Annotated in this window: 23 protein-coding genes; 6 read left to right on the top strand and 17 right to left on the bottom strand. The window is 60.5% G+C overall.

Annotation, left to right across the window (positions count from 1 at the left end; all coding sequences use genetic code 11):
* Positions 1-101: 101 nt before the first annotated feature.
* The 7 genes from FHT76_RS20580 to FHT76_RS20550 all read right to left on the bottom strand — a co-directional run bounded on the left by FHT76_RS20580 (position 102) and on the right by FHT76_RS20550 (position 7,308).
* Positions 102-596: an ester cyclase gene (locus FHT76_RS20580; protein WP_183862450.1), complete on the bottom strand. Its 495-nt coding sequence runs from the start codon at positions 594-596 to the stop codon at positions 102-104.
* Between the two features lie 67 nt (positions 597-663).
* On the bottom strand, positions 664-2,091 hold the full coding sequence (locus FHT76_RS20575) for a gamma-aminobutyraldehyde dehydrogenase (protein ID WP_183862448.1): 1,428 nt from the start codon (positions 2,089-2,091) through the stop codon (positions 664-666).
* Between the two features lie 52 nt (positions 2,092-2,143).
* Positions 2,144-2,959, bottom strand: a complete 816-nt coding sequence (locus FHT76_RS20570) for an ABC transporter permease (protein WP_183862446.1) — start codon at positions 2,957-2,959, stop codon at positions 2,144-2,146.
* Positions 2,949-3,923 carry an ABC transporter permease gene (locus FHT76_RS20565; RefSeq protein ID WP_183862444.1) on the bottom strand — a complete coding sequence of 325 codons (975 nt, stop codon included), beginning with the start codon at positions 3,921-3,923 and terminating at the stop codon, positions 2,949-2,951. Before FHT76_RS20565 ends, FHT76_RS20570 begins: the two co-directional genes overlap by 11 nt.
* Complete coding sequence (locus FHT76_RS20560; RefSeq protein WP_183862443.1) at positions 3,920-4,906, bottom strand: ABC transporter ATP-binding protein; 987 nt, start codon at positions 4,904-4,906, stop codon at positions 3,920-3,922. Before FHT76_RS20560 ends, FHT76_RS20565 begins: the two co-directional genes overlap by 4 nt.
* A 201-nt stretch (positions 4,907-5,107) precedes the next feature.
* Positions 5,108-6,268, bottom strand: a complete 1,161-nt coding sequence (locus FHT76_RS20555) for an ABC transporter substrate-binding protein (RefSeq protein ID WP_183862441.1) — start codon at positions 6,266-6,268, stop codon at positions 5,108-5,110.
* Positions 6,269-6,399: 131 nt separating this feature from the next.
* Complete coding sequence (locus FHT76_RS20550) at positions 6,400-7,308, bottom strand: LysR family transcriptional regulator (protein ID WP_114714357.1); 909 nt, start codon at positions 7,306-7,308, stop codon at positions 6,400-6,402.
* 181 nt (positions 7,309-7,489) lie between these two features.
* On the opposite strand from FHT76_RS20550, the gene FHT76_RS20545 reads away from it, so the two are divergent.
* Entirely contained in the window at positions 7,490-8,215 is a 726-nt protein-coding gene (locus FHT76_RS20545) for a hypothetical protein (RefSeq protein ID WP_183862439.1), read from the top strand.
* 64 nt (positions 8,216-8,279) lie between these two features.
* Here FHT76_RS20545 and lysS read toward each other — a convergent pair whose 3' ends face one another.
* The 4 genes from lysS to FHT76_RS20525 all read right to left on the bottom strand — a co-directional run bounded on the left by lysS (position 8,280) and on the right by FHT76_RS20525 (position 13,903).
* On the bottom strand, positions 8,280-9,776 hold the full coding sequence (lysS, locus tag FHT76_RS20540) for a lysine--tRNA ligase (RefSeq protein ID WP_259128608.1): 1,497 nt from the start codon (positions 9,774-9,776) through the stop codon (positions 8,280-8,282).
* 16 nt (positions 9,777-9,792) lie between these two features.
* A complete protein-coding gene (gene gltX, locus FHT76_RS20535; RefSeq protein ID WP_183862435.1) occupies positions 9,793-11,250 on the bottom strand; it encodes a glutamate--tRNA ligase in 1,458 nt (485 codons plus the stop codon).
* A 192-nt stretch (positions 11,251-11,442) separates the two neighbouring features.
* The gene (locus tag FHT76_RS20530; protein WP_183862433.1) at positions 11,443-13,212 is read right to left on the bottom strand and encodes an SLC13 family permease; all 1,770 of its coding nucleotides are present in this window, start codon (positions 13,210-13,212) and stop codon (positions 11,443-11,445) included.
* A gap of 139 nt (positions 13,213-13,351) precedes the next feature.
* Entirely contained in the window at positions 13,352-13,903 is a 552-nt protein-coding gene (locus FHT76_RS20525) for a TetR/AcrR family transcriptional regulator (protein ID WP_183862431.1), read from the bottom strand.
* Positions 13,904-14,017: 114 nt separating this feature from the next.
* On the opposite strand from FHT76_RS20525, the gene FHT76_RS20520 reads away from it, so the two are divergent.
* Positions 14,018-15,052, top strand: coding sequence for an aldo/keto reductase (locus tag FHT76_RS20520; RefSeq protein WP_183862429.1), 1,035 nt, complete (start codon positions 14,018-14,020; stop codon positions 15,050-15,052).
* 52 nt (positions 15,053-15,104) lie between these two features.
* Here the strand turns inward: FHT76_RS20520 and FHT76_RS20515 are convergent, their stop codons facing one another.
* Complete coding sequence (locus FHT76_RS20515; RefSeq protein ID WP_183755904.1) at positions 15,105-15,866, bottom strand: hypothetical protein; 762 nt, start codon at positions 15,864-15,866, stop codon at positions 15,105-15,107.
* 135 nt (positions 15,867-16,001) lie between these two features.
* Here FHT76_RS20515 and FHT76_RS20510 point away from each other — a divergent pair, with 135 nt between their 5' ends.
* Positions 16,002-16,550, top strand: a complete 549-nt coding sequence (locus tag FHT76_RS20510) for a glutathione peroxidase (protein WP_183755903.1) — start codon at positions 16,002-16,004, stop codon at positions 16,548-16,550.
* Between the two features lie 27 nt (positions 16,551-16,577).
* Here FHT76_RS20510 and FHT76_RS20505 read toward each other — a convergent pair whose 3' ends face one another.
* The gene (locus FHT76_RS20505; protein ID WP_183862425.1) at positions 16,578-17,234 is read right to left on the bottom strand and encodes a TetR/AcrR family transcriptional regulator; all 657 of its coding nucleotides are present in this window, start codon (positions 17,232-17,234) and stop codon (positions 16,578-16,580) included.
* 122 nt (positions 17,235-17,356) lie between these two features.
* Between FHT76_RS20505 and FHT76_RS20500 the strand changes: the two genes are divergently transcribed.
* Positions 17,357-18,556, top strand: coding sequence for an HlyD family secretion protein (locus FHT76_RS20500; protein ID WP_183862423.1), 1,200 nt, complete (start codon positions 17,357-17,359; stop codon positions 18,554-18,556).
* Between the two features lie 24 nt (positions 18,557-18,580).
* Positions 18,581-20,149, top strand: coding sequence for a DHA2 family efflux MFS transporter permease subunit (locus tag FHT76_RS20495; protein WP_183862421.1), 1,569 nt, complete (start codon positions 18,581-18,583; stop codon positions 20,147-20,149).
* 50 nt (positions 20,150-20,199) lie between these two features.
* On the opposite strand, the gene FHT76_RS20490 is transcribed toward FHT76_RS20495, so the two are convergent.
* On the bottom strand, positions 20,200-21,027 hold the full coding sequence (locus tag FHT76_RS20490; protein ID WP_183862419.1) for an AraC family transcriptional regulator: 828 nt from the start codon (positions 21,025-21,027) through the stop codon (positions 20,200-20,202).
* A gap of 95 nt (positions 21,028-21,122) precedes the next feature.
* Here FHT76_RS20490 and FHT76_RS20485 point away from each other — a divergent pair, with 95 nt between their 5' ends.
* Positions 21,123-22,055 carry a phytanoyl-CoA dioxygenase family protein gene (locus FHT76_RS20485; protein WP_183862417.1) on the top strand — a complete coding sequence of 311 codons (933 nt, stop codon included), beginning with the start codon at positions 21,123-21,125 and terminating at the stop codon, positions 22,053-22,055.
* Between the two features lie 31 nt (positions 22,056-22,086).
* On the opposite strand, the gene FHT76_RS20480 is transcribed toward FHT76_RS20485, so the two are convergent.
* The 3 genes from FHT76_RS20480 to FHT76_RS20470 all read right to left on the bottom strand — a co-directional run bounded on the left by FHT76_RS20480 (position 22,087) and on the right by FHT76_RS20470 (position 24,556).
* Complete coding sequence (locus FHT76_RS20480; protein WP_183755897.1) at positions 22,087-22,836, bottom strand: TerC family protein; 750 nt, start codon at positions 22,834-22,836, stop codon at positions 22,087-22,089.
* A 101-nt stretch (positions 22,837-22,937) separates the two neighbouring features.
* The gene (locus FHT76_RS20475) at positions 22,938-23,777 is read right to left on the bottom strand and encodes an AraC family transcriptional regulator (RefSeq protein WP_183862415.1); all 840 of its coding nucleotides are present in this window, start codon (positions 23,775-23,777) and stop codon (positions 22,938-22,940) included.
* A 101-nt stretch (positions 23,778-23,878) separates the two neighbouring features.
* A complete protein-coding gene (locus FHT76_RS20470; protein WP_183755895.1) occupies positions 23,879-24,556 on the bottom strand; it encodes a TetR/AcrR family transcriptional regulator in 678 nt (225 codons plus the stop codon).
* Positions 24,557-24,682 lie beyond the last annotated feature (126 nt).

Here is a 24,682-nt window from a genome sequence, read left to right as displayed (position 1 = left end):
GTTCCATACGCTCTTTTCCGCAATCCGCGGGTGCAGGTTGCGGATGCAGCGGAGGGCTTGTGGCGACGCCCTCGAGGAGCGTCGCCATTCCGTATGGGTCGTTACATCAGGCCCAATTGCTTGTAGAAACCAAGGGCATCGTAATAATCCGACTGCTGCTTGATCGCGTTGTTCTCGATGACGAAGACGGAGGCGCCGTCGAAGGAGAAGGACTTGTCAGTCGCCTTGGTCCCATCCGCCCAGGCGCCGCTGTTCTTTCCTGAAAAGGTCCACTCGAAGGAGACCTTGTTTCCGCTGACGATCGGGTCGCCACGCATCACCCATTTCAAGTCTGGTACCGCCGCCATGAAGCTGTCGATCACGGCAGCCTTGGCTTCTGCTTTGCCGACTGTCGGTTTGCCGACGGATGCGTCGTAGTAGCTGACCTTCTCATCGAAGTAGGAAGCGGCCTTGGTGGCATCATGCGCGTTCCATGCGGCGAGATACTGTTGGACGACCTCAAGCGGCGTCTGCTCGGCGGCATAGACCGGTGCGCCGCCAAACGTCGAGGCGAGGCATATGCCGCCAAAGGCGGCAAGAATGGTACGGCGTTTCATGTGGACTCCCCTTTGTACATTGTTCTGTTTTTGAATTGCGGCCGGACCGTCTGCCCAGCCGCGCGGATCAACCGTGGTTGATCATGACGTGGCGGACGGCCGTGTAGTCTTCCAACGCGTAGACCGACATGTCCTTGCCATAGCCGGACTGCTTTAAGCCGCCATGCGGCATCTCGTTGGTGAGCATGAAGTGAGTGTTGATCCAGGTGCAGCCATATTGCAGGCGGGCTGCCATCTTCATGCCGCGGCTGATGTCCTTGGTCCAGACCGACGAAGCGAGGCCGTAGTCGCTGTCGTTGGCCCAGGTGACGGCATCCTCGACTTCGGTGAAGCGGGTAACCGAGACGACGGGGCCGAAGACCTCGCGGCGAACAATTTCATCGTCCTGCGTGGCGCCGGCGATAACGGTCGGCGTGTAGAAGAAACCCTTGTCGCCGGAGGTCTTGCCGCCGGTGGTGATTTCCATGTGCTTGTGCTCGGATGCACGGGCAACGAAACTTTCGACGCGGTCACGCTGGCGTTTGGAGATCAGCGGGCCGATCTCGTTTTCAGTGTCATCAGCCTGGTTGAACTTGATCGAGGAGACGGCCGAGGAGAGGTCGGCGACGAACTTGTCGTAGACCTTCGCGTCGGCATAGATGCGGCAGGCGGCGGTGCAATCCTGGCCGGCATTGTAGTAGCCGAAGGTGCGGATGCCTGCGACCACGGCATCGATATCGGCGTCGGCGAAGACGATGACTGGGGCCTTGCCGCCGAGTTCCAGGTGGGTGCGCTTCACGGTTTTGGCGGCTGCCTGAAGCACCTTCTTACCGGTTGCGACGTCGCCCGTGATCGAGACCATCGAGATCTTCGGGTGGTTGATCAGCGCGTTGCCGACGCTTTCGCCGCGGCCGAGGATGACGTTGACGACGCCCTCCGGCAGGATTTCGGAGAGCAGCTTCGCCATCTTCAGCGCCGTCAGCGGCGTCTGCTCCGAAGGCTTGAAGACGACGGTGTTGCCACCGGCGATCGCCGGCGCCAGCTTCCAGGCCATCATCATCAGCGGGTAGTTCCAGGGCGCGATCGACCCGACGATGCCGACGGCATCGCGGCGGATCATCGAGGTGTGGCCGGGCAGGTACTCGCCGGCGACCGGGCCGTGCAGGTTGCGCACCGCGCCGGCGAAGAAGCGATAACAATCGACGATCGCGGGGATTTCGTCATTGAGCACGGCATTGATCGGCTTGCCACAGTTCAGTGCTTCGAGGGCTGCGAAGCCTGCGGCGTCCTTCTCGATCGCATCGGCGATCTTTAGGAGGTAGTTGGAGCGTTCGCCCGGCGTCGTCTGCGACCATTGCTTGAACGCGGCTTCCGCCGCGTCCACGGCGGCGTCGATCTGGCCAAGCGAGGCTTCCGGCAGGTCAAGCACTGTTTCACCCGTCTTCGGGTTCAGGATGTGCTCTTCCGTTTCCGTACCCGCTTCGAAGCGGGACCCAATCAGCATCGCGGTGTCCATTTTGTTCTCCCTTGTCTTTGAGGGGCGGGATGGGGGTTATCCCGCTTCCTGTTTATTTGCCGGCTCCGGCGACCTGGTCGCCGTCGCGAGTGAGGTAGTAGGCTGCCAGGATCGGCAGGAAGGTGACGAGCACGACGACCATCGCGACCACGTTGGTAACAGGGCGCTGGCGCGGGCGGATGAGTTCCTCGAGCATCCAGATCGGCAGCGTCGATTGCTGGCCGCCGGTGAAGGTGGTGACGATGACCTCGTCGAAGGACAGCGCGAAGGCGAGCATACCGCCGGCCAGAAGCGCCGTGCCAATGTTCGGAAGGATGACGTGCCGGAAGGTCTGGAAGCCATCGGCACCAAGATCCATCGACGCTTCGATCAGGGATCCCGAGGTGCGGCGGAAGCGGGCGACGGCGTTGTTGTAGACGACGACGACGCAGAAGGTCGCGTGGCCAAGCACGATCGTCCAGACCGAGAACGGGATGTCGAACAGGCTGAAGGCGGAGCGCAGCGCAATGCCGGTGATGATACCGGGGAGCGCGATCGGCAGGATGACCAGCAGCGAGATCGCTTCACGGCCAAAGAACTTCGTCTGGCTGACAGCGGCGGCGCAAAGCGTGCCGAGCACCAGCGCGATCGATGTGGCGATCACCGCGACCTGCACCGACAGTCCGAGCGCTGCCCAGACATCCGGGCGGTTCCAGGCGATCCCGAACCACTGCGTCGTCAGGCCCGGTGGCGGCCATTGATAGCTCTTCTCTTCTGTCGTGAAGGCGTAGACGAAGATCAGGAGGATCGGCAGGTGCAGGAAGAGCAGGCCGCCGCCGGCGGCGATCTTCAGGAGCAGCGGCGAACGCTGTGAGCGGTCAGAGCGCATCGAAGGCCCCCTGTTTCTTGGCTAGCCAGAGATAGATGGCCATGATGACGATTGGGACGACGGAGAAGGCGGCGGCGAGCGGGACGTTGCCAGCCGTGCCTTGTTGCGCATAGACCGCCTGGCCGATGAAGAGACGCGACGAGCCGATGATCTGCGGAATGATGTAGTCGCCTAGTGTCAGCGAGAAGGTGAAGATCGAGCCGGCGACGATGCCGGGCAACGCCAGCGGGAACAGCACCGTGCGGAAGGTCTGGCTCGGGGTGGCGCCGAGATCGGACGAGGCCTCGATGAGGTTGCCGGGCACGCGTTCGAGTGCAGCCTGTGTCGGCAGGATCATGTAGGGCAGCCAGACATAGACGAAGACGAGAAATGTGCCGAGATAGCTGACCGACAGCGAATTGCCGCCGACCACAGGAAGGTTGAGGACGCCGTCGAGCAGCCAGGACAGATACAGCTTGTCGAAGATCCAGGTCAGGATGCCTTCCTTCGCGAGGATGAGTTTCCAGGCGTAGATCTTCACGAGATAGCTGGACCAGAGCGGCAGCATCACACCGAGATAGAACAGCGCCTTCCATTTGCCCTGCGCATAGCGGGCTGCATAATAGGCGATCGGAAAGGCGACGACGGCTGAGGCCAGCGTCACCAGCGCCGCCATGATGATCGTGCGGATGATGATGTCGAAATTCGTCGGGCTGAGGAGCTGCGCGTAAGTCGCCAGCGTGAACTCATAGTTCACCAGGCCGGAGAAATCGTCGATCGAGAAGAAGCTCTGCAGGAGCAGCGCAATCAGCGAGCCGATATAGATGATGCCGAGCCACAGCAGGGGCGGCGTGAGCATCAAGAAAAGCAGCAGCTTCGGGTGCCGCCAGAAGGCGTCGGACAGCCCGCCGAAGAAACCGCCGCGACCGGGTAGGATCGAGGTTTCGCGCAGTTCGGCCGGCTTCGTCAGTGCAATGGCGGTCATGCTGCGTTATCCATGTAGTGCACGTCGACCCGCTGCCAGGCGAGGCGGACGTTCGCGCCGACATCAGGCACGTTGGCGCCGGCGGGCAGCATCACGTGCAGGCGCGTGCCTTTGGCGGCGACCGTCAGACGGGTTGCGGCCCCCAGGAAGCTTGCATTTTCGACGCGCGCCTCGACACCTTCGTCCGCGACATGGATCGCTTCGGGACGGAGGCTCGCCCAGCGTTTTTCGCCGCCGAGCGCGGTCATCAGGTCGGGCGCAATGACATTGGAGGAGCCGACAAAATCGGCGACGAAACGAGTTTTCGGGCGGCGATAGATATCGTGCGGCGTGCCCTCCTGGACGATGCCTCCATTGTTAAAGACGGCGACGCGGTCGGCCATCGACAGCGCCTCACCCTGATCGTGGGTGACGAAGATGAAGGTGATGCCGAGCGCACGCTGCAGGCTCTTCAGCTCCTCCTGCATCTGCTCGCGCAGCTTCAGGTCGAGCGCGCCTAGCGGTTCGTCGAGGAGGAGCACCTTCGGCTTGTTGACAAGAGCGCGGGCGAGCGCAACGCGTTGCCGCTGGCCACCGGACAGTTGACCGGGCTTGCGTGCGCCATAGCCGGGAAGCTTCACCAGCTCCAGCGCCTGTTCGGCGGCTTTGGTGCGTTCGGCCTTACCGACGCCCTTGACCATCAGGCCGTAGGCGACATTGTCGAGGATATTGAGGTGCGGGAACAGCGCGTAGTCCTGGAAGACGGTGTTGACGTTGCGGCGATAGGGCGGAATGCCCTCGGCCGTTTCGCCAAAGATTTCGATGTGGCCGCCCGTCGGCTGTTCGAAGCCGGCGATCAGGCGCAGGCAAGTGGTTTTGCCGGAACCGGATGGGCCAAGCATGGCGAAGAATTCGCCCGGCGCAATTTCGAGATCGACGCCATCGACGGCGCGGACCTGGCCAAAATGGCGCGAGACCTTTTGGAAACGGACGGCGGGGGTCATGGTAAGCTCCGGAATGTCGTGTTTGTTTTGACTTCTTCGCAGTGGGAAGAAGGTGGCCCAAAAGGCTCTAACGAGGGGGCAACCCGGCGTTCCGTCATCGCGCCCCCGCGCTGACGTCCGCTCTTTTGTTCGGTTGTCCCCTCGTCTGCCCTCGCAGGGCGTCTCTCCCCGAGTGAGGAGAAGACGAGGTTGCGGATGAAGTTATCGTCCGCCGATTACGCCGATGTAGTCAGAGACCCAACGGTGATAGGGTACGCACTCATTCTGCGTCGTGCACTTCGCAGTCGGCGTTCTCCAGAACTTGATCTTGTCGAAGTGGTCGTAGCCGTTGGTTGCGCAACCTTCGTCGGTCAGCAGTTCGTTGCCCTTGCAGGCGGCGGGAACCGACGGCACGGCGCCGAACCAGGCAGCGGCGTCGCCCTGGACCTTGGCCTGCAGCGAATGCTCCATCCACATGTAGGCGCAGTTCGGATGCTCGCTGTCGACGTGCAGCATGGTCGTGTCAGCCCAGCCGGTCGCCCCTTCTTCCGGGAAAGTCGAGGCGATCTTCTGCTTGTCGGCCTGCATCAGGTTGACCTGGAACGGCCAGGAGCCGGAGGCGACGACGCCTTCGTTCTTGAAGTCGTCGATCTGGATCATCGCGTCGTGCCAGTAGCGCGAAACGAGCTTGCGCTGGCCGCGCAACAGCTCGATCGCAGCCTTGTACTGATCTTCGTTCAGCTCGTAGGGATCTTTGATGCCGAGTTCAGGCTTGTGGGCCATCAGGTAAAGGGCGGCATCGGCGATATAGATCGGGCCGTCATAGGCCTGGATGCGCCCCTTGTTGGATTTGCCGTCCGGAAGCGTTTCTTCCTCGAACACGACCTTCCAGCTGGTCGGTGCCTTACCCTTGAAGGCGTCGGTGTTGTACATCAGCACGTTCGGTCCCCAGAGATAGGGAACGCCGTAGTGGACGTCCTTGACGGTGTACCAAGGGCCCTTCTGCAGGCGGGGGTCGACGTTCTTGAAGCTCGGGATCAGATCGGTGTTGATCGGCTGGACCCGCTTGCCGGCGATCAGCCGAAGCGATGCATCGCCGGAGGCGGTGACGAGGTCGAACCCGCCTTCGTTCATCAGCGAGACCATTTCGTCCGAGGTCGCGGCCGTCTTGACGGAGACCTTGCAGCCGGTTTCCTTCTCGAAGCTGGTGACCCAGTCGTAGCTCTTGTCGCTTTCGCCGCGTTCTATGTAGCCCGCCCAAGCGACGATGCTGACCGCACCTTCGCCCTTGCCCAGTGCCTTCAGCGGTTCGGCGGCCGCGACCTGCGTCACGAAGCTCAGGCTCGCGACGGCAGCCGTGCACGATTTCAGAAGATATTTCATCTGATGTCTCCCGGTTTTGCCACTTTTCGTGGCGTTATGTTCCCGGTTAGAAAAGTGCGCCGAATTCTCCGGTTTCGCAAATTCATTTATCAGAAAGCCGATATCGGAATTTCCGATATCGCGACCAATCGTCAACGCGGCCGACCGGACCGCAGCGCTTCGGCTATGCCGACGAAATCGCGCGCCGCTTGCGGCAGGCTCGACCCCTTGCGCCAGACCATGCCGACCTGCACGACTGGCAGCGAGCCGGACACGTCGCGGCTCTCGATTCGATCGCCTTCGAGCGACCAGGGGCGATAGACGAGATCAGGCAACAGTGCCACCCCGGCGCCCGTCGCGACCAGGCTGCGAACTGCTTCCACCGAGCGCGTGCGGAAGGCAACATGCGGACGGGCACCGAGCGCCGACAGCAGTTTGCCGGTGTTTTCCTCGATTTCGTCGACGGTCAGCATAATCAGCGGTTCGCGGGCAATGTCGGCGACGGAAATGATGTCCGCGGAAACGAGAGGATGGCCCATGGGCAGCCACAACCGATAAGGCGACGTTTCCAGGATTTCGGCCTGCAGGGCCATGCGGTCACGCAGGTTGGAAATGACCATGACAGCCACATCGAGCTCGCCGCCGACCAGCAGATGTTCGAGATAGCCGCCATTGTCCTCGATGGCGCTGACTTCGACGCCCGGGCAGGCGCGGCGATAGCGGGCCAACAGGTCTGAGAGCACGTAGCCGGCAACGAGCGAAGTGACGCCGATGTTGAGCGTGCCTGAAAGCTCGTTCTGCTTGCCAGAGAAGCTGGTGCGCGCATCAGAGACGCTTGCGAGGATCTTGGTCGCATGCCGCAGGAACTGATGGCCGTTGTGAGTGATCGTCAGGCCGCGCGGATGGCGCTCGAAGAGCTCGACCCCAAGGTCGGTTTCCAGTTCCTTCAACGCCTCCGTAACCGAGGATTGCGAGATCGAAAGGTTCTGCGCGGCACGCGTTACGGAGCCTTGTTCGGCGACGGCGACGAAATACTGGATCTGGCGAAGCGTGAAGGCCATGCGCCGTTAGAGCATGGCCGCGAGGACGTTGGCAAGCATCGGGAAAGCTTGGACCTTTTTTGGTACTAATCCCATACTGACGCAAACTTGGAGGTCGCGTTTAAGTATTCGGAAACGTCATTTCTCTAGCGTCGAAGCCACTCGTATTGCGTTGGAGCTTGTTAATGGCGGAGCAGTTGGCGTGAGGGCCTTACTGCGCATCTTCCGGCCTTCCCGGAAATTGGTGTTTATCATCGCTGGCGTCGCTCTCCTTGGGGGCGTCTCCGGCGGTGCCGCTGTTTATATCGGCAAGGACAATATCCTCGGTCCCTCCGTCGAAGCAAGCAATGGGCTGACCTGCACCGACGTCAATCTCGTTACCATCAAGAAGCAGAACCGCGTCTGGATCCGCAAGTATATCAAGACCGAACCGACCGACGGCATGATGCGGGTCAAGACTGCGCTTCGCGTGGCAAAAGCGATTTACGATGCGCAGAAACCCGATCTCGTGCAGGTCGTGGTTCTCGATACTAACGGACCGACGTTGCGCTCGGACATTCGCGGTCGGGCGATCGGCGCCGACGTCGTCTATATCCCGCATCCCGATTCCGTGCTCGAAAGCGCGGACGCCAAGACCTATACCGCGCGCTACTACGATGGAAAGGCTGCCGCGAATGGACTCTTCTTCGGCGAGCGCGTCGATCTGCCGGAGGACGAGATCACCGCGATGAATGCGTCCTTCAGGGACTATACGGACTGTATCGATCCGATCGCCGTTGCTGCCACGAAGGGCGGGGAAGGCGAGGGCAAGAAGGGCGGAAAAAACGGCGAGGCGAAGGAAGAGAAACCGGCGGAAGGCGGTGAGCATGGTTCCGCGCCGGCCGAAGAACCCGCCGCGGCGGAAGCCGCGCCTGCTGCCGGCCACTAACAGACTTCAACAAAAAGGCGGCAAGCCCGGGGCTGCCGCCTTTGTCTATTCCGCATAAACCGGCTCAGTCAGCCTTGCTGCGGCGAGCCGGGAAGAGGATGACGTCGCGAATCGACGGGGCGTTGGTGAGCAGCATGATCAGGCGGTCAACGCCGATGCCGAGGCCACCTGCGGGCGGCATGCCCTGGTCGATCGCATCGAGGAATTCGTCGTCCAGCTGCTTTTCCTTTTCGCCGCGGGCATGCGCCTGCTCCAGCTGCTCGACCATGCGGCGGCGCTGTTCTTCCGGATCGTTGAGCTCCGAGAAGGCGTTGCCGAGTTCCCAGGCGTTGCAATAGGTCTCGAAGCGCTCGACGAGGCGCGGCTCGCCCGGTACTTCCTTGGCGAAGGGCGAGATGTCCTTCGGGAAATGGGTGACGTGGCTCGGCTGGATGAGCGTCGCTTCGACCTTCTCTTCGAAGATGAAGGCAAGGCATTCGCCCCAGGTCCAGTCCTTCTCGACCGCGAAGCCGGCAGCCTTGGCGGCTGAACGGGCTTCCTCATCCGTCTTCATGGCGAGGAAGTCGAGACCGGTCACTTCCTTGACGGCATCGGGCATCGGCACGCGCTTGAACGGACCCTTGAAGGAGATCGTCTTGTCGCCGAAGGGGAAGTCCGTCGTGCCGTGGATCGACAGCGCGATGCTTTCGAACATCCGCTCCACGAGGTCCATGATGTCCTCGTAGTCGGCATAGGCCCAATAGCACTCCATCATCGTGAATTCAGGATTGTGCCGTGTCGAGACGCCTTCGTTGCGGAAGTTGCGGTTGATCTCGAACACCTTGTCGGTGAGGCCGGAGACCAGCGTGCGCTTCAGGAACAATTCCGGAGCGATGCGCAGATACATATCCTGCTTCAGCGTGTTGTGGTGCGTCTTGAATGGGTCTGCCGTGGCGCCGCCGTAGACCGAATGCAGCATTGGCGTTTCGACTTCCATGAAGCCGTCGTTTTCCATGAAGCGGCGGATGCCGGAAACGATCTTCGAACGCTGCTGGAAGCGGAGCTTCGATTCCTCGTTGGTCATGATGTCGAGGTGACGCTTGCGATAGCGGATCTCGATGTCGGAAACGCCATGCCACTTCTCCGGCATGGGGAGCAGCGACTTGGTCAGCATGGTGATTTCGCGGGCGTTGATCGACAGCTCGCCGCGCTTGGTGCGACGCACGGTGCCTGTTACACCAATGATGTCGCCGATATCGATCATGCCGAGCATGTTGCGGGCTTCTTCCGGCGTCACGTCCTTGTGGCTGAAGATCTGGATCTTGCCGCCGGCGTCATGGATATCCATGAACATGCCTGAATTGCGCGAGGAATAGACGCGACCGGCAACGGTCACGACATCCTGCGTTTCAACGTCAGCTTCGAGATCCTTGTACTTCTCCGCCAGTTCGGCATTCGTGATCGTCCGGTGGAAATGCGCCGGATAGACGTCGCCGATCTGTTCGCGCAGCAGCTTCAGCTTCTGGGCGCGGACTTCTGTTGCGTCGGAGGACAGGGTCGCTGTTTCAGTCTTTTCGGTCATGATGCAAACGTCCGGTTCAGTTCTTCGGGCCGACGAGGGAGGCGACTGCCTGAGAGGCCAGTTTCAGCCTCTGGCGCACGACGGAGCGACCGAGGATCGCCATGGAGTCGAACAGCGGCAGCGAGCGCGACGAGCCTGATACGGCAACGAAGAGCGGGGCCACGATGACCTTCAGCTTCTTGCCCATGCGATCGGCAATCGCGCGCAGTTCGGCTTCGATTGTTTCGACGTTCCATTCCAGGATCTTTTCGAGATCCGGCTGCACGGTGTTGAGGATCTCGAGGATCTCTTCCGGCGGCGACTTGATCTTGGCGAAAGCCGAGGGGTCGACACCGAGATCGGACTTCAGCAGGAAGCCCGCGAGATCAGGCAGTTCGCCAAGCTTGGAGATACGCGACTGCGACAGGCGCAGGCCGGCCTTCAGACGATCGTTCTCCATCGCCCAGTCGAGCACGCGGGCCTGGAATTCTTCTTCCGACAGTTTCTCGCGGATCCAACGACCGTTCAGCCAGTCGAGCTTCTGGATGTCGAAGATCGCGCCGGCCTTGGAAAGGTTCTCAGGATCGAACTTCTCGGAGAGCTCGTCCATATCAAGCAGTTCTTCGCCTTCGGCGATCTGCACGAAGAACAGGCCGAGGAAGTTCATCAGCGCTTCCGGAATGTAGCCGAGAGCGGAGTAATAGGAGATCGACGTCGGGTTCTTGCGCTTCGAGAGCTTCGACTTGTCGGCATTGCGCATCAGAGAAAGATGCATGAACACCGGCTGTTCCCAACCGAAATAGCGGTAAAGCAGGATGTGCTTCGGTACCGAAGCCAACCACTCTTCGCCGCGGGCGACATGGGTGATCTTCATCAGATGGTCGTCGATGACATTCGCCATGTGATAGGTCGGCATGCCGTCGCCCTTGATCAGGACCTGCATGTCGACCGAATCCCACGGAATGCTGACATCGCCATAGACGCCGTCGGTGAAGTCGCAGGAGCCCTCGGTCGGGATCTTCATGCGGATGACCGAGCCCTCGCCAGCGGCCATCTTGGCGCTGACCTCTTCGGCGGAGTATTTCAGGCAAAGACCGTCATACTTCGGCGCCTTGCCGGCGGCGCGCTGCTCTTCGCGCATCTTTTCAAGACGCTCGGGCGTGCAGAAACAGCGGAAGGCATGGCCCTTGTCGAGCAGTTCCTGGCCGTAGGGCGTGTAGATGTCCTTGCGGTCGGACTGACGGTAGGGGCCGTAGGGGCCGCCGATGTCGGGACCTTCCTTCCATTCAAGGCCGCACCATTTCAGCGCGTCCAACACTTTCGTCTCGAATTCCGGTGTCGAGCGCGTAGCATCGGTGTCTTCGATGCGCAGGATGAACTCGCCGCCGTTCTTCTTGGCGAAAAGATAGTTGAAGAGTGCGATGTAAGCAGTGCCAACATGCGGCTCGCCGGTCGGCGAGGGAGCAATGCGGACGCGGACGCCGGAAGCTGTCATTTTTATGTGCCCGTCAAATGAATGCCGGACGGCTTTTCCTGAGAAAGCGACGTTCGGCCGGAAAGAATGCAGATAACTGGATCAGGAAACCGGCCGGAAAAGGGCACTGCCCCCGTTCATCCGCCGATTGCCCATTTGGCTGGCCTTAAGGCCATATTCGACCGCGCGCGTCAAGGAAAATGGGCAGTTGGGTCAACGAACCGGCCAGACGTACAGAAGAACCGGTACGCTGACGAGGACGATGATGAAGGACAGCGGCAGGCCGAGGCGGGGGTAGTCGCTGAAACGATAGCCGCCGGGACCGAAGACCAGCGTGTTGCATTGGTGGCCGATCGGCGTCAGGAAATCGCAGCCGGCCCCGATGGCGACCCCCATCAGGAAGGCTTCCGGTCTATAGCCGAGGGTGTGGGCAAAGCTCGCCGCTATCGGCGCCATGACCAGGACAGTTGCGGCGTTGTTGAGGAACGGGGTCACCGCCATGGCGGTAATGACGATCAGCGCCAATGCGCCGAAGGGCGGCATCTGGGCCGCAAAATGGCCAAGCCACCCGGCAATCAGATCACTGCCGCCGGTCGTTCGCAATGTGTCGGAGACGGGGATCAGGGCGGCAAGCATGATGAGGATCGGGCCGTCCACCGCCTTGTAGACCTCGGCGAGAGGGACTGCCCGGAAAACCACCATCGCCAGCGCCGCGCAGAAGAAGGCGACCGAAACCGGAACCATTCCGGCCGCCGTCACTGCCATGGCAATCCCGAGGATCAGCAGCGGCACGTAGGCCCTGCGTGGCGTCCCAAGCATGATCTCGCGCTGCGCCAACGGAAGACAGGAGAATTCCTGCAGGAAGGCCGGCAGGTTTCGACGGCTGCCCTGCAACACAAGAACGTCGCCGGCGCGCAGCGTGACTTCGCTCAGCCGTTCCGTCAGCCGGTGGCCGTGTCGGCTGACCGCAAGCAGGTTGATGCGCCGGCGGTTCCAGAGCGAGAGCTGGCGCGCGGACCAGCCGATCAGCATGGACTCGGAGGAGACCACTGCTTCGATCGAAGTCACGTCACCTTCCGTCTTTGCCTCGGGGATCGGCTTGCCTGAAAGCTTGAGCTTGGCGTTGGAAACGACGCGGTCCAAGGCTTCAGGACGCCCCTCCAGCAGGATCGTGTCGCCTGGCTTCAGGAGAATATCGGGGAATGGCGAGAGGCGCGAATGCCCGCGAAGGATCGCGGTTGCGACCACTTCGCCATCTCCGAGCTGCAGGATTTCGTTAAGCTTCTTGCCTTCGAAGCCGGAGCCTTCGACCACCGTTGCTTCGGAGAAATAGTTCTTCAAATCCAACGCTTCCTCAAGCGATGGGTTCTCGTTCTGTCGCTCGGGAACGAGCCAGTGGCAAAAGATCAAGAAGACGATACCGACCAGAGCAAGCGTCGCGCCGACGGGTGTGAAGTCAAACATCGTGAAGGGTGTTCCGGTGATTTCGCCGCGAAGTCGCGAGACCACGATGTTCGGTGAGGTGCCGATCTGCGTCATCAACCCGCCGAGAAGCGCGGCAAAGCTCATCGGCATCAGGTAGAGCGACGGCGACCTCCCGCTCTTTCGGGCAAACTGGAAGGCGACCGGGATCATGATCGCCAGCGCGCCGATATTCTTGATGAAGGCCGATAGAACCGCAACGACGATGAGCAGCAAGGCGAGCTGCGCGTGTGGCTTGGTCAGGTTGGGGAACAAGCGCTTGATCGTGCTGTCGACGATGCCCGAACGCGCCACACCGGCACTGACCACGAGCGCACTGCCGACGATGATGACAATATCGTCGCTGAAGCCGGAAAATGCCTTGTCGAAAGGCACAATGCCGACACAGATGGCCAGCACCAAAGCGCAACATGCAACCAGATCATAGCGAAACCGGTCCCAGATGAAGACCGCCATCATCAGGCCGATGACGCCGAAGGCGAGTATCTGTTGGGTCGTCATGCTCTTCCGAAAACTGAAACTCGGCAGCAGAGAACCTCCTGCCGTGAAGTCATAACTGTACCGCGCCGTCGGCTATTCAATCCCCGGCGGTGCGCAAAAGCTCGGACAGACGTCAGCGATCGGGATGGGGATAACGATCTCAGCCGTTACCGACGATGCGGATGGTTTCCGCGAGAATTTCGTTAGAGAGAGCCTCGTCATCGACCGCGCGCGCCATGACAAGGGCGCCTACGAGACTTGCAAGATCGGCAATCGCTTTGCCGCGATCGGCTTGGTCGCCGGTCTTTTCCTGCAATGTCTCCATCTGATCTATGCGCTTCCTAACATAACTGGCGATCACGCCACGCTTTCCGCTTGGCAGACGCGCAAGTTCCGGGCCGAGGGAGGCCACTGTGCAGCCATTTTCGGCTTCGTCTCGATGCGCTTTGGAGAGGTAGGTCTCGGCCAACGCCGCGACCGAGGGAAAATCCTCCTCCGATCTCAGGCTTTCATCCATGGCGTAGCTCAAAGCTTCGGCCGCGAGGTCGCCCTTCGATTTGAAATGACCATAAAAGCCGCCATGCGTAAGTCCGGCGCTTTTCATAACCTCATCGACGCCGACCGCATGGATTCCCTTTTCGCGAAACAGCCTTCCGGCCGCGTCGATGATCCGCTTGCGGTTTTGGTCTGCCTGTTCCTTGGTTGGGCGCATTTTTTGGCCTCTCCTGATTTGCTCTTGACAAATTATATGACGTTCGTCATTTCATTGCAAATGAATGACGACCGTAATTTAAAAAGTGATGACCAACGAAAGAGGACGATGACAATGCGATACAGGATCTTCGGCCGGACCGGCCTTCGCGTCTCCAGCCTGGCACTCGGCACGGGCAACTTCGGAACCGGCTGGGGCTACGGCTCGAGCCGTGAGGAGGCTAAAGTCGTGTTTGATGGCTACCGCAATGCGGGTGGCAACTTTGTCGATACGGCAGATCAGTATCAATTCGGCCAGTCTGAGACGATGCTAGGCGAATTCATCGCCAGCGACCGGGATGACATCGTCGTCGCGACGAAGTTCTCGCTCGGGGATCGTCATGGCGCCGGCCTGCAGGCTACCGGGAACAGCCGCAAGGCGATGGTGCAATCAGTCGAAGCGAGCCTGAAGCGGCTCGGCACCGATCGCATCGATCTCCTCTGGGCCCATATGCCTGATGCGGTGACGCCGATCGACGAAATCATGCGCGGCTTCGACGATCTCGTCCGCTCGGGCAAGATCCTCTACGCTGGCCTCTCCGACTTTCCGGCCTGGCGCGTGGCGACGGGTGCGACGCTTGCGGAGCTGCGCGGTTGGGCGCCGTTGTCGGCCTTGCAACTGGAATACAGCCTTGTCGAGCGTACGTCCGAGCGCGAGCTTCTGCCGATGGCGGCCGCCTTTGGTCTGGGTACTGTCGGCTGGTCGCCGCTCGGCGGCGGGCTGCTGACCGGCAAGTACCGCAAGGGCGAAACCGGCCGGAAGCAGGGACTTGGCGTCGTTATTCATGCCGAAAGCGATGCCCGCAAGACCGCAGCAGTCGACGCGGTGCTTGCCATTGCCGAGGAGACCGGCGTCTCCGCCGGCCAGGTTGCCATCGCCTGGGTGTTGCACAAAGGCACGCTGCCAATCATCGGACCGCGTACGGCGGCGCAGCTGTCGGACAACCTCGCAGCGCTTGATGTAAAGCTAACCGATGAACAGGTCCGGCGCCTCGACGAAGCGAGCGCCATACCGCTCGGTTTCCCGCATGACGTGGTCTCCCGCAGCCGCGATACGCTTGCCGGGGCCAAGGCCGATTTCATTGACTGGCCAACGGTTGCCGTTCGCTGACGCCGAAGGCGAGTCGTGCCGTCTCGTGGCGGCGGCACGGGATTCGGAGCCGCTATTGTTGCAGCTCGGCCAGCGCCCTGCGCAGAGGCGTGTCGGAGATCTGAATCCAGCCTGAGAATGGGATATCCATATCGAGCACGACGAAGATCGACAGCGATATCAGCAGCGCCGAGATCGAGAACATCAGCACGACGATGATGTTTCTCGGCGCTCGATAGCCAAAGCTCGCAAAGATCAACGTCAGCCATGCTGTCAGCATGCTAATGAGGGGCCTCGGAATGACGCCTTCCGACTGTTCGACGATGACCCATCGCTGCTCCACGATCCTCTGGTACTGCTGGCGGGCGTCGTTCCACAGCGCAACGTGTCCGGGGTCGGACGGCCTGATCAGCGAAAGACCGTCGCCGACGGCATTGAGGGCAAATTCGGTCGTCCGGTCACTCTTGACCAATGGATCCGGCGCCGTACGTGCAGGATTGGTGAGGGCTTTCTCGACGTAATTCTGCAGCCGCTTGCGGGTTTCGGTGGCTTCGAGGCCGTAGGTGCGCAAGGTCCTGTCGAGAAGAATGATCTGCGTCGCGAAGGCGTGAACGTTCTTGTCGATCTCGCCGAAGGTATTCTTTGACGAGTTGATCATCAGGCCAAAGACGAGCGATGTCATCACGACGAAGATGTTGGCGACGAGCCGGACGACCGTATTGGTCTCGTCCTGGCGGTGATGAACCGGCAACTTCGAGTAGGTCAGCATCGTTCCGATCGAGGCTGTCATGAGCAAAGCGAAAACAGCGGCCGCCACCAGCAATTCCAGCCCCATCTTTCGTCGCGCCCTCCTCTGCTCTTGGGGCAAACTAGCTGTTTTGTTTGATTTTGCCAGTGGACGCTATCGGACGGCTGGACAAATGCACCGGTGGGTATAGCTTCCGCCGCGGAATTCATGCTGGAGATAGCAATGACGGATCTTTTGAACATACCGGTGAAGCTGGCTGACGGTCGCGAGACGACCCTGAACGATCACCGCGGCAAGGTGATCCTGGTCGTCAATGTCGCTTCCAAATGTGGCCTGACGGTCCAGTACGAAGGACTTGAGAAGCTCTATGAGGACAAGCGCGAGCGCGGCTTCGTGATCGCCGCCTTTCCAGCGAACAATTTCAAGGGGCAGGAACCGGGCACGGATGCCGAGATCGTTGAGTTCTGCACCCTCACATATGACGTTAAGTTTCCGATCTTCTCAAAGATCTCGGTCAAGGGCGATGACAAGCACCCGCTCTATCAATTGCTGACAACTTCCGCCGGCACCGCGGTCGGGGACGGCCCGATGCGGGAGCGCTTGCGTACTCACGGGATCGAGACCGGCGACAAGAGCGATATCCTCTGGAACTTTGAAAAGTTTCTAATTGGTCGCAATGGCAAGGTCGTGGCGCGGTTTGCGCCTGATATCACGGCGGAAGATCAGCGACTGGTCTTGGCGATCGACAAGGAACTGGCAGCGTCGGCCTGACGCTGTAGCGAACAGCAAGCGCGGCCGTCATGCATGGACGACGGCCGCCCCGTTCAGAAACAGATCAGCGCACATCTTTGCCCGGTTGGCGATCTCTTCGATCCCAGGCGCGGGCCGCTGGCGCAGCATTGTCGCGCGCTGCGGCTCCATGGTCATCATCCCGCGCAACATGCCGCATGCGGCATGCGGATCCTCGAGGGCGATCGCACCGCGCTCGATCTGCCTGCGCAGCCATCCCTCCATCAGCGTATTGGTTCGGACTACGGCTCGTTCGTAGAACGAATTCGCGATCTCCGGGAAGCGATCGGACTCGCCGATCACAAGCCGTATCATGGTGATCGTATCTTCCGAGAGCGTCAGCATGCCGTAGGCCATCAGCATCCGCTCCAACCCTTGGCGTAGATCAGCTGCCGCAAGCGTAGTCGGGTCGAGCGCCAGCAGAAAACGGCCAATGCGATCGGAAATAAGGTCCGAGAAAAGATCGGCCTTCGTTGGAAAGAGGCGGTAGAGCGTCTTCGTCGATACGCCCGCTTCCTGGGCAATCGCCGCGATGCTGGCGGTTGCGAATCCATTTTCATGAAACTGCCGGCTTGCAGCCTCGATGATGACGCTCCGGGTGTCCTCGTCGCAGCGCATTTGCGGTCTGCCACGCGGCTTTCTCTCGATTTCGTGATTTTGGACCATCACTATTTTCCAAATTCGTGTTGACATCGACTTTATAGTGAATATTTTGGAAAACGTCAATTTTCCTTTTATGCATCACGGCCGCAGCTTCCTCTCACGGCGACCCTGATCCGGAGAAAACAATGACCATCCAGAAGCTGCATGCTCTGAACAACAACGCCCCAGCCACCGAAACGGTGGCAGAGATAGCGCCGGAAACCCTCGAAGCCGGCAAGCCGCTGCCAGTGGCGGCGCCGGTTGCCGCCTCTGAGGGCAAGCAAGCCCGCAAGCGCCGACCGGGCCGGTCGTTGCTGCTCGGTGCGGCTGCGCTCGCAATCGTCGCCGCCGGTGCTTACTACGGACACGATTACTGGACGGTCGGCCGTTTCCATGTGTCGACAGACGACGCCTATGTGAAGGCGGACACCAGCGCGATTGCCCCCAAGGTCTCCGGCTATCTCGCCGAGGTGCTTGTGCGGGACAACGAACCGGTCAGGGTTGGTCAGCCGCTTGCACGCATCGACGACCGCGATTTCCGCACAGCGCTCGATCAGGCAAAGGCGGACGTTGCCGCCGCGACGGCCACATTGAGCGCGAAGCGGGCCGCCCTCGAGATCCAGCAATCGACGATCGCCGCCGCCCGCGCCACCGTCGAGGTTGACAAGGCGAACGAGACTTTCGCCGAGCAGAACAACAAGCGCTATTCGAGCCTCGCCACAAGCGGCTATGCCCCGGTCCAGACCGCCCAGCAGGCCGCGTCGCAGATCGCCGCCACTCAGGCGACGATCGTGCGCGATACGGCCGCCCTCGACGCCGCGGTCAAGCAGGTCGATCTTCTGAACGCCGAGCTTGCGCAGGCAAAGGCCACTCTGGCCCGAAGCCAGGCGATCGAGCATCGGGCCGAACTCAACCTCTCTTACGCGACGATCGTCGCGCCGGTCGATGGCACCGTCGGGAACCGCACCCTGCGCGTCGGCCAATACGTTCAGGCAGGCACACAGCTGATGTCGGTCGTTCCCGTCAGCGCGGCCTACATTATTGCGAACTATAAGGAAACACAGCTGACCGACGTGCATGCCGGCCAGCCGGTCGAAATCGAAGTCGATACGTTCCCGGGCCGAACATATCGCGGTCATGTCGACAGTATCGCGCCGGCAAGTGGCCAGGAATTCGCTCTGCTGCCACCTGACAACGCTACGGGCAACTTCACCAAGGTCGTGCAGCGTATCCCAGTCAAGATCGTGCTCGATGGCAAAGACACTGCCAATGGCGATCTTCGCCCTGGCATGTCGGTGCAGCCAAGCATCGACACCAAGGCCGCCGATACAGCTCATGGAGCGTAACAGGCGCGGGATGAGGATCTTGTCATGTCTACTTCAATTGCAGTCTCCCAGCCCCGAGCCAGCACCAAGGATTGGATAGCCGTTTGCGCCGGCATGATCGGCGCGTTCATGGCAATTCTCAACATTCAGATCACCAATGCTTCGCTGCTCAACATCGAGGGCGGTATCGGAACGGGCGTCGACAACGGCGCCTGGATCTCCACCTCCTATCTGATCGGCGAGATCGTCGTCATACCGCTGACGGCCTATTTCAGCAGCGTCTTCTCGTTTCGCCGCTACATTCTCGTCAATTCCATCCTCTTTCCGCTGTTTTCAATGGCCTGTGCGTTCGCACACGACCTTGGCACGATGATCCTGTTTCGCGGCCTCCAGGGGTTCGCCGGCGGCGTCCTGATCCCTATGGCTTTCACCATGGTTCTGACCAAGCTGCCCAAGAGCCAGCAGCCGCTCGGCCTGGCGCTCTTTGCGCTGTCCGTGACCTTCGCGCCTGCCATCGGGCCGACGATCGGCGGATACCTTACAGAGAACTACGGCTGGCAGACGATCTTCTTCATCAATACCCTTCCGAGCGCCATCATGGCGGTGGCCCTTGCTCTGACGCTGCAGAAGCAACCGATGCAGTTGCATTTGCTGAAGGAAGGCGACTGGGCGGGCATCGCCACCATGGCAATCGGCCTTTCCGCCTTGCAGACGGTGCTCGAGGAAGGGAACAAGGACGACTGGTTCTCCTCGCCCTTCATCATCAAGCTGAGCATTGTTGCCTTTGTCTTCCTTGCAGCCTTCATCTGGATCGAGCTCAAGGTCGAAAAGCCGCTGGTGAAGTTGCGCCTGCTGAAGCAGCGCAATTTCGGCATCGGTGTTTTCGTCAACGTGCTGGTCGGCGTGGCCCTGTTCGGTTCCGTCTACATTGTCCCGCAATATCTCGGCCAAGTGCAGCGTTACAACGCCGAGCAGATCGGCAACGTTCTCGCATGGACCGGTTTGCCGCAGTTGATGTTGATCCCTCTGATCCCCTGGATGATGAAGCGCGTGGACGTCCGTGTGCTCGCCGTCGTCGGCGTGAGCGTCTTTTCCATCAGTTGCTTCATGAACATCTGGCTGTCGCCCGACAATGCAGGCGACCAGTTCTGGATCCCGAACATCGTGCGCGCCATGGGTCAGGCACTCGTCATCACGCCGGTCACCGCCATCACCACGGGCGGCATCGCTGCAGCGGACGCTGCGGCTGCCTCGGGCCTGACGAATATGCTGCGCAACCTCGGCGGCGCCGTCGGCACTGCCTCGCTGGGTACGATCCTGACGAAGCGCGAGCAGTTCCATTCGAACATCATCGGTCAGTCGGTGACGCTTGCCCGTGACGAGGTTCGCGACCGGCTCACCCAGACGACGAACTATTTTCTGGCGCACGGTGTTTCGGACCCGGCACTCGCCACCCAAAAGGCCATCGTCGCCTTGGGTCAGATCGTCAAGCGCCAGGCGCTGATCCTCGGCTTCAGCGACACGTTCGCCGTCATCGGCGCAGTGCTTGCGATCGCCGCGTTCGCCTTGCTCTTCACGCGGAAGACGCAGGCCGGCGGCGCCGGCGCGCACTGACCGCCATTCGTCAAATCGCGAGCGAGGGCCGGCGTCAGCCGGCCCGCGTTTTATAATCGGCGGTGCTGGCGACGAAACTCGCTCGGTGAACAATGTTCGCGATCCTGAAACAGCCGCGAAAAATAGAACGCGTCGTCAATGCCGATGGCGTGCGAGACCGCCTCGATCGAAAGATCGGATGTTGCCAATAACTGCTTCGCCCGGTCGATGCGGAGGCGCAGCTGGAACGCTTTCGGCGACAGGCCGAGAGCGGTGTGGAACCGACGTCGCAGTGTTGCCGGAGACACGCCGAATTCCTGTGCTAGGGAATGCATATCGATCGGCTCGAATGCACGACGTTGCAGGGTTTCGATCACCAATTCCAGCTTTAGTTCCCCGCCATCGTCCCTGCGCGTGTTTGCCTGGCGCGCGCCCTGGATGGCAATGCGGTGAAGCGTTGCCGCTGCCGATGCGAGGCCGAGCGGATCGCCTGCGGCGAAGTCCGAGTGCAGCGCGCCGAAGAGATGCTGCATCTCTCGAACATTGTGCAGGCGCACGAGCGGCGCTGTTATCGAAATTAGGCGCTGGCCGATCAGGTCCGCCATCAATGTCCCCTCGAAGAGCGCCCATCGCTCCTCCCAGCTTTCATTCTGGGCGGGACCATAGGAATGCAATGTGCCGGCGGGCAGCCAGAAGAGCGACGGGCCATTGATCTCTTGTATGCCGGCCTTCACCGTCTGCAGCGTGCCGCGTCCGGCTTCCACCAACACGACCGCATGCATGAGCAGGCGGCGGTTGATGATACGCGTTCCGATACGCTGGCGTCCGAATCCCGCGACCGCGATTGCCGTCCGGTCGGAAGAGGGGGAACGGTAGAGAGCAATCGGACCGTCCATCATGAGCGAAAAGTCCAGTAACGCCTTTCGTCCATGGCGAACCTCTTTTGTTACCTTCAGATTTCCAGCGTTTCTATCTCACTTTGGGAGTGATCGGAATGTCAAGTCTCGCCTTAGATCGCGGGTCAACTCAAGCGCCGGCAATCGACCTAGTCGCCAACGGAAAGATCCTTTCGACCGTTCCGAACCGGCTGGGGGCGCTGGAGCCGACGGATCCGTCGATCGGCGTGGAGGCGATCCGCAGGCTGTATCATGAACACGGTTATGTCTGGTTGAAGCGGTTTCTCGATCCCGCTGCCGTCAACGCCTTTCGCGGCTGGGTTTTCGCGCATCTGGCGCGTGGCGGGCTGATCGCGCCCGGCTCCGATCCGATGATGGGGCTGTCCGCCAATGCGGTGCCGGACAAAAGCCAAGTGGATCGCATCCTCATGTCGCTCGTGCGTTCGGTTGCTTTCGAGGGCTTTTGTGCCCAGAGGCGGCTTGGGCAGTTTATGGACGAGTTCCTCTCGGGGATTTCCTATTTGCATAAGCGGAAGATTATGCGTTTCACCCAGCCCGGCACGACGACCGCCACGCCTGCTCACTACGATCTCGTCTATCTGCGCGGCGGTACGAGCCGGCTGGTGACGGCCTGGATTCCGATCGGCGATACACCGGTCGATATGGGCGGCCTCGTCTACCTCGAGGGGTCGCATGCCATCGGCGCGCGCATGGAGGAGGCGTTCGCCAGGAAGAGCCAGGATCTCTCCGCCGAGGAGAGGATCAGCGCCTTCAATCGCAACATGACCGAGGGCGGCTGGGTTTCAAAGGACCTTCCCGAGATGGCGGAGCGCTTCGACACGCGCTGGCTGATCGCTGACTACGAGGCCGGAGACGTGGTGTTGCACAGCCCGTACATGATCCATGCCTCGACCACCAACCAGAGTGCTTCGAACCGGATCAGACTGTCGACAGATATACGCTACCAGAACGTCGATGACGAGATCGACGCGCGTTGGAGCAACCACTGGAGTTTGGGGGACATGCTGTAGGGCGCGGCCCCAGAACCGCGCCCTCAGCATTTTAGTGACTGCCTTGCTTTTTCCGCTGGCGAGCATTGCGGGCGAAGATGTTGAGCACTTCCACCAAGGCGGAGAAGGCCATCGCGGCATAGACGTAACCCTTCGGAACATGGAAGCCCATGCCTTCGGCGATCAGGGTCGTGCCGATCATCATCAGGAAGGCGAGGGCCAGCATCACGATGGTCGGGTTTCTCTCGATGAAGTTCGCGAGCGGCGTTGCGGCAACCAGCATGACGGTCACGGCGGCAATCACGGCGACGACCATAATCGGCAGGTGCGGCGTCATGCCGACGGCGGTGATGATGCTGTCGACCGAGAAGACGAGGTCGAGTAGCAGGATCTGGCCGATTGCGGCTGTAAAGCCGGCCGTCGCGGCAGTGCCAATGAAATCTTCGTTGTGATCGGCCGGATCGACGTTGTGATGGATTTCCTTCGTCGCCTTCCATAGCAGGAAAAGACCACCAGCGATGAGGATGATGTCCTTCCAGGAGAAGCCGTGGCCAAACAGTTCGAAGATCGGCGTCGTCAGCTTGACGATCCAGGCAATGGTGCCGAGGAGAGCAAGACGCATGATGAGGGCAAGGCCGATGCCGACCTTGCGCGCTTTTTCGCGATGTTCGGGCGGAAGCTTGTTGGTGAGAATCGAGATGAAGATGAGGTTATCGATCCCGAGGACCACTTCCATCACCACGAGGGTAACGAGAGCCACCCATGCGGCCGGGTCCTGAACGAGCATCATGATATCTTGCATCAGCGTTTATCCCCTTGCGCCACAGAATCTGACGCTCGCAATGTACGGACGCGTCCTGCCTTGGCAAGCGCGCAAGGGGATATACGAAAGCCGAGTGACTTTTATTCCTTGATGGGGATCCAGATTTCCGTCAGACCCATGCCGGTATAGGGATCGAAACGCTCGTCGTAGCGCTCGAACATGTCGGGCAGACTGCTAAATTCCATACCGGAGTTCGGCACCCACTCCCCGAAGATCCGGTGCATCGTCGCCGGAATGCCCGAGACATGGCCGCGATGGGCAAAGACCGCATAGCGCTGGCCAGGGATTTTCAAGGTGACAAAGCCGTCGGGCAGGTCGCTGCCGTCGTTGACTTCCACGGCTGCCATGTAGCGGAATTTTTCCGCCTCTCCTTCAATATGTGTGCAGACGCCATAGGCGACATTGCCAATCTGGCCGGGAATGCTGCCGAAATGCACATTGAATGTCTGCCACAGCGAGGGGATCGCGGCATTGCCGCCATAGGGGTAGGTCTCCTGCAAGCCGGCAAAGAGCATCGGCGGCAAGGTTTCGAAGCGCGGCGGTTCGAGTTCGGGAAGGCGAGCGGGGTCCATGCGGATAGGTTCCAGAAGTGCGAGGTTGTGTATGTGCCCTTGCTTGCGCACGGCGTCCGGCGTGACGCCGAATTGGTCGCGAAAGGCACGGGTGAACGCCTCGTGCGAGCCATAACCCGCGTCGAGGGCAACCTCGAGAATGTTGGCCGGCTGGTTGACCAGCATCCGTGCCGCACCGCTCAGGCGGCGGGCGCGGATATAGCTGCTGATCGAACGACCGGTGACGAGTCCGAAGACGCGCGAAAGATGGTAGCGCGAAAGCCCGGCAACGTCCGAAATCTCTTCCAGAGTAATGTCGTTGCCGAAATGACTTTCGATAAACCAGATCGCTCGTGCGACGGCGCTCATTCTTTCTCCCTTGGCTGCATTTCCTTCATAGCGAAGGGCAGCAGACCGCGTTTGATCCCAGTTGCGGGATTCTGGCGCGGATGGGGAAGGAAATCAAAAGCTCAGGCGGGATCGCTCCGCTTGGCGCCATAGGCGGCCATGAAAACGCGGATGGCGCCACAGATGACACGCTCTATCTCGGGTCCCGACGGCGGTTGTTCCATGCTGCCGAAGAGCCGAAACTTGAAGAAGCTGCCACTGGAGAGATCCAGGAATTGCCCCGCAGCCAAGTCGATGTCTTCGATCTGCAATTGCCCGGTCTGAACGTAGCGCTCGAGATAATCGTGCAGGATAGTCCGGAGGTTCTCCGGCCCTTTGAAGAAACGTTGACAGAGAGCCGGCATGCGCTCACGAACTCCGAGCACCGTGCGCATGGCGCTGATGACCTTTTCATCGGTCATGTGCGCGATGAAGCTTACACCAAAGTCGTGAAGGCCTTCCTCGACATCGTCATGCTCTTCAAGCGTCGTGCGCATCGATGCGATGAAGGCGGCCCGTTCACTTTCGATTATCGCCGTGAACAGCTCTTCCTTGTTGGCGAAGTAGACATAGAGCGTTCCCTTTGAAACTCCGGCTTCGCGCGTCACATCGTTCATGCTCGCGGCATCGAAGCCAAGCTTCATGAAAACGCGGCGGGCGCCGTCGAGAATCTGTTTGCGCTTGGCGGGATCTTCGCCAGCGGCCCAACGGCCACCTATCGAGGGGGTATCGTCCACGCGCGTATCGGAAAGCTCTGTCATCGCTCCTTAACCATGTTCGCATCAGCGAATTTTTCATTAATAAAACCGAACCAATCGGTTCGATATATCTTGATATGAATGGAAAAAGGTTCTATGTCAACTGAACCGAACCGTTCAGTTCGATTA

Source organism: Rhizobium sp. BK176 (assembly GCF_024808055.1).
This window is presented reverse-complemented; position numbering and strand designations above follow the sequence as displayed.